5 protein-coding genes and 2 pseudogenes are annotated in these 10,014 nt (G+C 42.7%); all 7 read left to right on the top strand.

Annotated elements, in window-relative coordinates; translation table 11 throughout:
- Positions 1–2,875 (top strand): annotated as a pseudogene (locus tag ACQ93I_RS16780) (hypothetical protein); the annotation flags it as partial.
- A gap of 11 nt (positions 2,876–2,886) precedes the next feature.
- On the top strand, positions 2,887–4,722 hold the full coding sequence (locus ACQ93I_RS16775; RefSeq protein ID WP_431699531.1) for an Ig-like domain-containing protein: 1,836 nt from the start codon (positions 2,887–2,889) through the stop codon (positions 4,720–4,722).
- The gene (locus ACQ93I_RS16770) at positions 4,722–5,957 is read left to right on the top strand and encodes a gliding motility-associated C-terminal domain-containing protein (RefSeq protein ID WP_431699530.1); all 1,236 of its coding nucleotides are present in this window, start codon (positions 4,722–4,724) and stop codon (positions 5,955–5,957) included. Before ACQ93I_RS16775 ends, ACQ93I_RS16770 begins: the two co-directional genes overlap by 1 nt.
- Before the next feature lie 15 nt (positions 5,958–5,972).
- Positions 5,973–6,896, top strand: coding sequence for a PorP/SprF family type IX secretion system membrane protein (locus tag ACQ93I_RS16765; protein ID WP_431699532.1), 924 nt, complete (start codon positions 5,973–5,975; stop codon positions 6,894–6,896).
- Between the two features lie 2 nt (positions 6,897–6,898).
- Positions 6,899–8,812 (top strand): OmpA family protein, encoded by a 1,914-nt coding sequence (locus tag ACQ93I_RS16760; protein WP_431699529.1) that lies wholly within the window; start codon positions 6,899–6,901, stop codon positions 8,810–8,812.
- A 603-nt stretch (positions 8,813–9,415) separates the two neighbouring features.
- The gene (locus ACQ93I_RS16755; protein WP_431699528.1) at positions 9,416–9,781 is read left to right on the top strand and encodes an FG-GAP repeat domain-containing protein; all 366 of its coding nucleotides are present in this window, start codon (positions 9,416–9,418) and stop codon (positions 9,779–9,781) included.
- A pseudogene (locus ACQ93I_RS16750) lies at positions 9,774–10,014 on the top strand (IS5/IS1182 family transposase); the annotation flags it as partial. The gene ACQ93I_RS16755 and the pseudogene ACQ93I_RS16750, both read left to right, overlap by 8 nt.

Raw genomic sequence — 10,014 nt, 5'->3', positions numbered from 1 at the left:
GACCCTTGATGTTGCTGCATTGGTAAAAGCTCAGGAAACGGTAACTTCTTTAGTTGATAACAACGACGGAACACTTACTTATACAGATGAGGACGGAACTACCACGGAAATCCTACTTTCCACCATTATCGACAACTACGAGACTGTAACTTCGGTTTCAACAGATGCTTCTGCCGGAACTCTTAGCTTCACCGATGAGGACGGAAATACCACGACCCTTGATGTTGCTGCACTGGTAAAAGCTCAGGAAACGGTAACTTCTTTAGTATTGAGCGCCGATGGGAAAACTTTGCATTACATGAATGAGGCCGGCTTGATCTCTCCAATTGATCTGGAACCTGTGATCGATATTTTTGAAACAGTATCTACTTTAGTAGAGAATACTGATGGTACCTTCACATATACTAGTGAGAGTGGCAGCACCACTGTTTTAGATGTGTCCAACCTGGAGACTTTGACCAGCATCGCTTTAAACCCTGACAATGTTCACATCGATTATACCGATGAAGACGGGCTAGTAACCCAGTTGAACTTGTCCGCTATTGTCAACAATCTGGAAACAAACACTACTCTAGCCTTTAATAATACCACCAGTGAATTAACTTATACCAATGAGGATGCTGATAACCCTGTGCTGGATTTATCTTCACTTAAGATTGAACCCTGGAATGTACAAGGTACCACAGATGATGCAACCTTAAATACTCAAAACATTTACCAAATGGGTAATATTGCCATTGGTAAAGATGCTGCCGCCACAGGTGTTGCTCTGGATGTTGAGGGCGCTGTGCGCGGAGGTACTAACCACCAAGGAACAGTAGGAGGATATTCTGTGGCTTTTGGAGTAGAAAATACTGCCTCCGGAAATATCTCAACAGTTTCAGGAGGAGTAGCTAATACTGCTACAGGAATATCTTCTGTGGTTTCCGGGGGAACGGGTAATACCGCATCAGGATTTAATTCTGTGGTCTCCGGAGGGAATTCTAATACTGCTTCAAAATCTAATTCTACAGTATCTGGAGGAGGCCAAAATATTGCTTCAGGAGATACTTCGACAGTTTCTGGAGGAAGCAATAATCAGGCATTGGGCGCTGCTTCGACAGTTTCCGGAGGAGGAGCTAATACTGCTTTTTCTGCTTATGAATGGGTAGGAGGAACTTATTCTACCGAATACACCCCAATAAGCAGTACAATTCGGCAACCTGGAGACCGCTTGTTCAATATAGGATCAGGTTTAGGTGAGAATTCAAGACGCGATGCCTTTACCATTCTAAAAAATGGAAAGACGGGTGTTGGATTTGATAATTTTGAAACCACAGCCTTTGACCAAAAACTGCAGGTAAATGGGAATGCACGAATTGCAGGTCTTCCTGCCGTTCTTGGAAATACCAGTACCGATAAGATGGTAGTTGTTGATGCAGATGGGGTTCTGAAATCTGTAGATGCCTCTGCAATGGGGGCCGCTGTACCCTGGAATGTACAAGGTACCACAGATGATGCAACCTTAAATACACAAAACATTTACCAAATGGGAAGTATTGCCATTGGTAAGGATGTTACCTTTTCATCAGGTGGGCCTTTTGAATCAGATGTCGTTTTGGATGTCGCGGGAGCTATACGGGCTGGTTCAAACCAACAGGGTTTTGTAGGAGAAAACTCTGTGGCTTTTGGAGACGGGAATAAGGCTGAAGGAATAAATTCCATGGTTTCAGGAGGATATAACAATAGTGCAGGCTTTAATAATTCAGTAATTACGGGAGGAGAGAATAATACTGCTGAAGCTTTGAATTCGGCAGTTCTGGGAGGAATTAATAATACAGCTTCAGGAGAGGGTGCTATAGTTTCGGGAGGACTTTATAATACCGCCTCAGGAAGCCTTTCTGTGGTCTCCGGTGGACAGTTTAATATTGCTTCAGAAGGCATTACTATAGTTGCTGGAGGATCTTTCAATAAAGCTTTAGGAGGTCTTTCGGGGGTTTTCGGAGGAGAGAATAATACCGCTTCAGGAATTCGTTCTGTCGTTACCGGTGGAACTGGTAATACTGCTTTTTCTGCTTATGAATGGGCAGGGGGAAATCAAGGTACTCAGTATACTCCAGAAGATACACGCGATTGGAACCCTGCCGACCGCTTGTTCAATATAGGAAGAGGTAGCGCTGGGAATGGTAGACACGATGCCTTTACCATCCTAAAAAATGGAAAGACGGGTGTTGGATTTGATAATTTTGAAACCACAGCCTTTGATCAAAAACTTCAGGTGAATGGTAATGCACGAATAGCAGGTCTTCCTGCCGTATCTGGAGATACCAGTACCGATAAGGTGGTGGTGGTTGATGCAGACGGGGTACTAAAATCTGTAGATGGAGCTTCACTTGGGAGTTCAACGACTGCCGGCAACGGTTTGTCCATAAGTGGAAGCAATATTCAACTGGGCGGCGCCCTGACACAAACTACAGAGATCACGACCACGGCAACAGAAACCCTCGCGGTTGCTGGCTTGCAAACCGGAACTTCTACCGATGAAGTAATGGTGATTGATCCAGCTTCGGGTGTTTTAAAAAAGGTAAAAGCTGTAATGCCTAAATTTTTCTATATGCCTTCTGTAGTCTTTGATACTTCAACAGGAGGGACAGGACTAACTAAAGATCTCTTCCAGGAATACAGAAATCAATTTGAAACACCCATGGTGAGCAGTACCGGGGCTGTTAATTCGATTCCCACTCTTAATGCCCAGGAACTGGAGTACCATATCACGTATTATGATACTAATGTCTTCGCTAACGTGAGCATTGACGCCAACGGAGTCCTTACCTATGATATCATAGGTACCCCGACACCCGCCTCTTTTATGAATATCGTATTCGTAGTGAAGTAATTTAAAATCAAATGATGAAGTTGGTTAAAAGAAAAATTCCATGGCTTAGGAAAGAAATTTTTCCCTTGCTGTTCATCGTTTTCCTGCTGCTGGGTAGCACGGGACGAATGACAGCTCAGGAAATTAACCATATCTATACAGATTACCTTGGATTCTGGTCTTCAGGAGTTGGAGATCTCAATCCTGTAAGGCCCGATTATTCAAATAACCTTGTAGGTTTTACTTTTGAAGGAAGGACTTACAGTACGGGAGTGAACGACGGAGTACTGACGCAATATGGGGTGGATTTTATTCCCATGCACTACCAGGCATTACCGGTGCTGTCTATAGATATAGTATCTGGAGAGTCGAGATTTGCCAAATTTGGGGAGATGCAGGATGGTTTGCATAATGGCATGAATCCAAATGGACTTTTTCCCTATACTTTCCCAATAAAGCTTTCTGATGTATTGACCGACGGGATCCAGGGACTGGATATTAGCACCGGGGTAACTAATATTAAAAATGCGGACGGAAGCCTCATTGAAATGGAGTATCAATTTACCACGATTGAAAGTATAGACAACATTGGGGACGGTCTTCCCGATATCCTGGTGTCGCAGATAGCACAGCCCGTTAGTGGGAATATTGATCAAATGTGGTTCATTGATAATAATCGTCAGTTGGTTGGAAATATAATAAGTATCGACCAAACGAATCTCCCCAGCCTGGGAAAATCAATGAATGACTTTTATGATCCCAATGGAAATACAGCTAATAAAATAATATACTCTGAGCGGGATATCAGGATCTCAGCCTATGATGCTGCGGAGTTTGGATTGACCGTCCAAAACTATGATCAGGCTACAGGATTGATCTATAAGATGGGAGGAACCTCAGACCCGGCTTTTATCGCTTTCAATACAGATCTTATGGAAATTCTGGTAACCAACGATGATCAGGTGACTACTAATATTAATGAGGCAGTGGTAATTGATGTGATGCAGAATGATAACATTCCGCCTGCCGTTGTCATGGGATCTTTAACCACTATGGAGGGACCAGCTAATGGGACTGCCACTATAAATCCAGACAACACGATCACCTATACACCCAATCTCGATTTTACTGGTATGGACTATTTTAAATATGAAGTCTGCAGCAGCACCGGGAGTTGTGATTTTTCATTGGTAAGTGTTCTGGTGGGGGCTTCAGATATGAAGGTGACCAACATGCTTAATGTGCAAACTCCCAGCCCGGGAGACGTGGTGACCTTTACAGTAGAGGTTGAAAATCTGGGGCCATTTGAAGCCATTAATGTGAATGTACAGGACAAGCTGCCATCGGGTTATCAAGTACAATCTTTTAATGCCACCCGGGGCAGCTACAGTGCTCTTTCCGGATATTGGGCTTTGGGGCACATGCCGGTAGGGGAAATAGCCAGCCTTACCATAAATGCGCAAATTAAAATATCGGGAGCCTACACCAGCACTGCCACGGTTTCAAGTGTAAGCTTTGATACAGATATGAGTAACAATACTGCCAGTGTAACACCAGAGGGTTTTCCTTCGGTAACGATTAGTTCCGGATGCGAGCCGGCCAGTTATTATCAGGTGGTGAAAGCAGAATTTACAGGACAGGCTCCCTATGAGGTAACCTATACCTGGAATGGCCAGTCTTTTACAGCGATCAGTAATACTGAATTTTTCACCTTTGATCTTTCAGGTCCGGGAGTTTTTCAGTTGACTTCAATGACAGATGGTTTAAACAGAACTCTTAGTTATCAAAGTTCTCCCAGTACCCGTGTGGTAGTAAATCTTTGCAGGCTAATCACCAACCCTATGCTACCCTCAAAAGCTAAACAGTAATGAAGAACGCTATAATATTTCCCGCCGTTTTCCTGTTTTTTTGCTCGGTCTCGTTTGGGCAGACGGTGAATACCGGAGAACTGTATGTTTCTCCTTTTACAGAGTTTTCTACTCTGTCTGATTTTGAGAATAAGGATTCCGGAAGCTTTTTCAATGATGGAATAACTTTTTTTTACTCCAATTTCGACAATGAAGGACAGGTAGATTATTACCAGGAGGAAGGACAAAGCCAGTTCCTTGGTTTTGCTCCTCAAATGATATCCGGACACGGGGATACGTACTTTTCTAATATCTTGTTTGACAATAATTCCTCTGGCACACCTTTTTTATTAGAAGCTGCTATAAATGCAGAGGCCGAAGTGGACTTTAGGGACGGGATCATTGATAACCGCCACTATGGTGGGAGTTTTACCTTTGGAGAAACGGCTGGTTACAAAGGGGTTTCTAATAATAGTCATGTAGACGGGCCGGTAATGAAAACAGGGAATACCAGTTTTGAATATCCTATTGGAAATAAAGGTTATTATAGAAAAGCCGGCGTAACAGGAATAGAAACGGGGAGCCCAACCTATAAGGCCACCTATTTTTTAGAAAATGCAGATGCACAGTACCCGCTGTTGAGTAAGCCAGATATCATTGAAGGTATTAATAATGCTGAATACTGGAAAATAGAACCTGCCGAAGTCGATACTGAACTGGTAGTGACGCTCTCCTGGAATGAGAACACTACTCCCGGTTTTTTACTGGAGAACCCGGAAGCGTTTCACATAGTTCGTTGGGACGAGCAGCAGCAACTATGGGTAGATGAAGGCGGAGTCGTGGATGAGTGGAACAACTCAGTTTCAGCTGCCGTATCCAGCTTCGGGATATTTACCCTGGCCACTGTAGAAACCAGAGATGTCCTGCCCTGTCAGCTGGCCGTATATAATGCTATTACCCCGAATAACGACGGGCAGAATGACTATTTCATGATCGATCAGCTAAATAATGGCGGATGTGCCGAGAATATTTCTGTAAAGATCTTTAACCGCTGGAATGTGAAGGTTTTTGAAACCGAAAATTACGGCAAAGCCGGCAATGTCTTCGACGGATATTCTGACGGTAGAGGAACCCTGGGAAGCGATCAACTTCCAACAGGTACGTATTTCTACATTCTGGAATTTGAATATTCCACGGCAGAAGGAGCTAAGAAAACCTATCAACAGCAGGGATACCTGTACCTCAACGGGAATTAATCCTTTAAGCATATGATAATGATATTTAAAAAGATAAAATTTTTGCTGGTTGGTATATTATTATTCGCCGCCAGCTCTGGTTTCTCCCAACAGGATTCGCAATTCACCCAGTATATGTACAATACTGGAACTATAAATCCCGCCTATGCCGGTAGCAGGGGAATCCTGAGTATTAACGGGATTTATAGAAGCCAATGGGTAGGCATGGAAGGTGCACCTGAAACTCTCACTTTTTCCCTAAATTCCCCAGTGGGATTAAAAGGAGTGGGTTTAGGAGCTAATTTCTATAGTGATAAAATTGGTCCTTCTGTAGAGAGTAATTTAACAGCCGACTTTTCCTATACCATTCGCGTCTCCCCATTGACTAAACTTTCCTTCGGTTTAAAAGGAGGAGTTAACATACTGGACATCGATGTAAACAAATTAGACATCTATAACCCCAATGATGTGAACCTGCTTAGTACAAACGTAAAATCTCCAGTAGTAGGAGTGGGATTTTATTTGCACAGGGATCGTTGGTACCTAGGGCTTTCCTCTCCGAATATCCTGGAGACACAACATTATGACGAAATAGCGGTTTCCACGGCTACAGAAAAAGCTCATTTATACATTATCGGGGGGTACGTGTTCGACCTGAATGTGGACATCAAATTTAAACCAGCCTTGCTCACCAAAATGGTTAGTGGCGCTCCGCTTTCTGTTGATTTTTCGGCCAATTTTATGTATCAGGAAAAGTTCATACTTGGAATGGCCTATCGATATGACGTCACATTGAGTGGTTTGGCAGGATTTCAAATAAACGATAACCTAATGTTGGGTTATGCTTATGACTACGATACTACAGAACTTGGAAATTACCATTCCGGTTCACACGAAATATTTTTAAGATTTGAGCTCGGAACCCGCGCCCGAAGTTCCATGAATCCCAGATTTTTCTAATTATGAAGATCATCAAGAAAACATTCTTTACTGTACTTCTGCTCTCTTCTACTTTGATCTTTGCTCAGCAGAGGAACCTGTCAGAGGCTAATAAAAAATATCAGGAGCATGCTTATATTAATGCTGCCGAAATCTATAAGGAGGTGGCCGAATCTGGCTTTGAGTCTGAAGAACTGCTGGGTAAGCTCGCAAATTCTTATTATTTTAATGCTAATTATCCCAGGGCCGCCGAGTATTATGAAAGACTTTTCAAGTTGGATTCAAACATGGAGGCAATCCTGGTAATGAGGTACGCCCAGTCTCTTAAAGCAATTGGCGAGAATGTTAAAGGGGAGAATTTTTATAAAATTTATCAGGAAGTTGCTGCTGATAAACATACCAGAAATAGTCCTGAAATTAATTTCCACGCCTTGCTGGAGGCTAATTCAGGAAAGTTTTCAATTGTAGAGCTAAAGATCAATTCCCCCGGCATAGATTATGGCGCAGCTACTAATGTCCAAGGACATTTGATCTTTGCTTCTACCCGGGATACGGGCGTAGTTCGCAGAAAATTAAGTACTTGGAATAATCTAAGCTTTCTCGACCTCTATGAAATTGCCGATCCACGATCATCTAAATCACCTAAAAAGCTTAAAGGGAAAATTAATACCCGTATGCACGAGTCCAGTGCAGTGATCACCAGCGATGGCCGTACCATGTTTTTTACGCGAAGCAGGGAAAATAACGGCAATGGGAAAGATATTATGAGCACTCTGGGCATTTACCGGGCTCAGTTAATAAAGGGAAAATGGAGCAATATTGAGGATCTTTCTATAAATTCAAAAAGTTTTTCCAACGCACATCCTGCACTTGGACCCGGGGAGGATTTTATGTACTTCTCTTCAGATAGACCCGGTGGTTTCGGACAATCTGATATTTACAGGGTTGAAATTCTGGCAGATGATTCAATGGGAGAACCCGTGAATCTCGGTAGATCTGTGAATACCATTGGGAGAGAAACATTCCCGTTTCTAAGCGACCAAAATCATCTGTATTTTTCGTCTGACGGTCATTATGGACTCGGAGGACTGGATATATTCTATTGGGATCCTCGTGATGGGCTTACAGCCTATCCAATAAATCTTGGCGCACCTTTAAATTCCCCGACCGATGATTTTGCTTTTGTAGTAGACTCTGCCAAGAGTGGTTACTTCAGTTCTAACCGACCCGGCGGAAAGGGATTTGACGACATCTATGGTTTTATTCAACAGCAGCCAATCGAACAGGTGCATCAAGCCTTGATCTTTGGAAAAGTGACTGACAAGAAAACGGGTGAGCCCCTGCCTAACTCAGACGTGACTATTGTTGATAGTGATAACAAGCAACTCACTTCCCTAACGACAGACAATGATGGGAACTATGAGATAGCAACAGCCCGGTTCACTCCCTTCTTTCTAAGGGCAGAGAACGAAAATTACCTTACCGATGAAAAAGCCAGAGATGCCGAAAATCGGGTGCAGGAGATCAATTTTCAGCTTGAACAGAATATCTTCAGGCTATATAAAGGTGATGATCTTGCGAGGGCCCTTGGGATAAAAATGATCTATTTTGATTTCGACAAAGCTAAGATACGTCCCGATGCAGCTACGGAGCTCCAAAAGGTTTTGGCAGTAATGCAAAAGTATCCTGAGGTGAAGATCCAAATACGCTCCCATACAGACAGCAGGGCCTCAAATCGATATAACCAGCAGCTTTCAGAACGCAGGGCAAAAGCTACCATGGAGTATCTGCTGCAGAAAGGTATTGGTGCCGGTAGGCTTTCTTATAAAGGATTGGGTGAATCCCAGCCAGTAAATGAATGTGGAGACGGCAAGTTCTGCTCAGAGGAACAGCACCAAGAGAACCGACGAAGTGAATTCATCCTGACTGACTTTTAAAGAGGAGGGGATAGGCTGATTTTCCCTTCATCAAAAAAAGTGGAAACACCTGAGAGAGGTGGAAGTATTCCGGGAATGCATTTGGTGTCTCCTTCCATTCATATATCAGTAAAGATTCAAATTTAGTAATCGAAATACCAATCACAGTGTCTGCCTCGTACTTACTAAAAAATGTATGCTCTGCAGCCTGGGGAAATGGTTTCGAAAAGATCTTTTCAAGAAATGTTTTTAGATAAACTTCTTAATGTGGCATTTTAAACATTTAGCCAGTAAATAGTGGAGTTTCGTTTAGCAAAAACATTGAAAACCTTGATATATATATTAGCACCAGAGAGGTGCTGAACCTTTCAAATAGCCGAATAAATAAGAAATACGCACGTATTCAAATCGAATTTGGGCACCACTAAGCTTGTATTTCATCCTGTTTTTTATTCTTTTAACTTTTTCCCAAGAAAATTACATTCCCTTTAACAGGTTTTTTCTCTCGACGAGAAAGAGGGAATAATATGAATTTATCGCTCTTAATTTACCAACCTATTTTTACATGAAACAAAGCTACGTTACGAAGATTCTAATTTATTCAGTCTATGCCTGGGAAGTAAAATGGCCTTTGCGCAGACTTTTGAACAGATACTGCCTCCCCCACCTGCCCCACAGATCCTTTCTAACTTTGAAGGAGTGCAGAACAGTTCGATTGCATTTGCCGATGTAGATCGAGATGGAGACCAGGATGTTTTGATAACCGGCGGTTCTGGTGATATGAACGGGGGTACGATGGATGGCGAAGGAGCTAAAGCTATTCTCTATCTCAATGACGGCAAAGGAAATTACACTGAGGACACAGGAACTCCATTTGAGGGAGTACAAAATGGTTCCATAGCTTTTGCCGATATAGATGGAGATAATGATCAGGATTTATTTGTAACGGGTGGGGGTGACTCCCATAACTCTATGGCCAACCTATATTGAATCCTACGGTCAAACCCCTGAAACACTTACTGCTGATGCCGGATATGGTAGTGAAGAAAATTACACAGACCTAGAAGAGAAGAACATAACTGCTTTTGTAAAATACAACTACTTCCATAAAGAACAGCGCGATAAAAAGCACAAGGAAAACCCGTTCCATCCAGATAACCTTTTTTACAATCCGGAAACGGACACCTACTACTGTCCCATGGGGCAGGCGATGAACAAAATAC

Origin of the sequence: Salinimicrobium sp. WS361 (genome assembly GCF_050750585.1) — a bacterium.
In the GTDB taxonomy this organism is placed as follows: domain Bacteria; phylum Bacteroidota; class Bacteroidia; order Flavobacteriales; family Flavobacteriaceae; genus Salinimicrobium.
The sequence above is the reverse complement of the archived record's forward strand: the minus strand, read 5'-3'. Positions and strand labels throughout refer to the sequence as shown.

Bases quoted from the DNA above. Each gene is read 5' to 3' on its own strand.
- ACQ93I_RS16755 (WP_431699528.1), top strand. From the start codon at position 9,416: ATGGCCTTTGCGCAGACTTTTGAACAGATACTGCCTCCCCCACCTGCC.
- ACQ93I_RS16775 (WP_431699531.1), top strand. From the start codon at position 2,887: ATGATGAAGTTGGTTAAAAGAAAAATTCCATGGCTTAGGAAAGAAATT.
- ACQ93I_RS16770 (WP_431699530.1), top strand. From the start codon at position 4,722: ATGAAGAACGCTATAATATTTCCCGCCGTTTTCCTGTTTTTTTGCTCG.
- ACQ93I_RS16760 (WP_431699529.1), top strand. From the start codon at position 6,899: ATGAAGATCATCAAGAAAACATTCTTTACTGTACTTCTGCTCTCTTCT.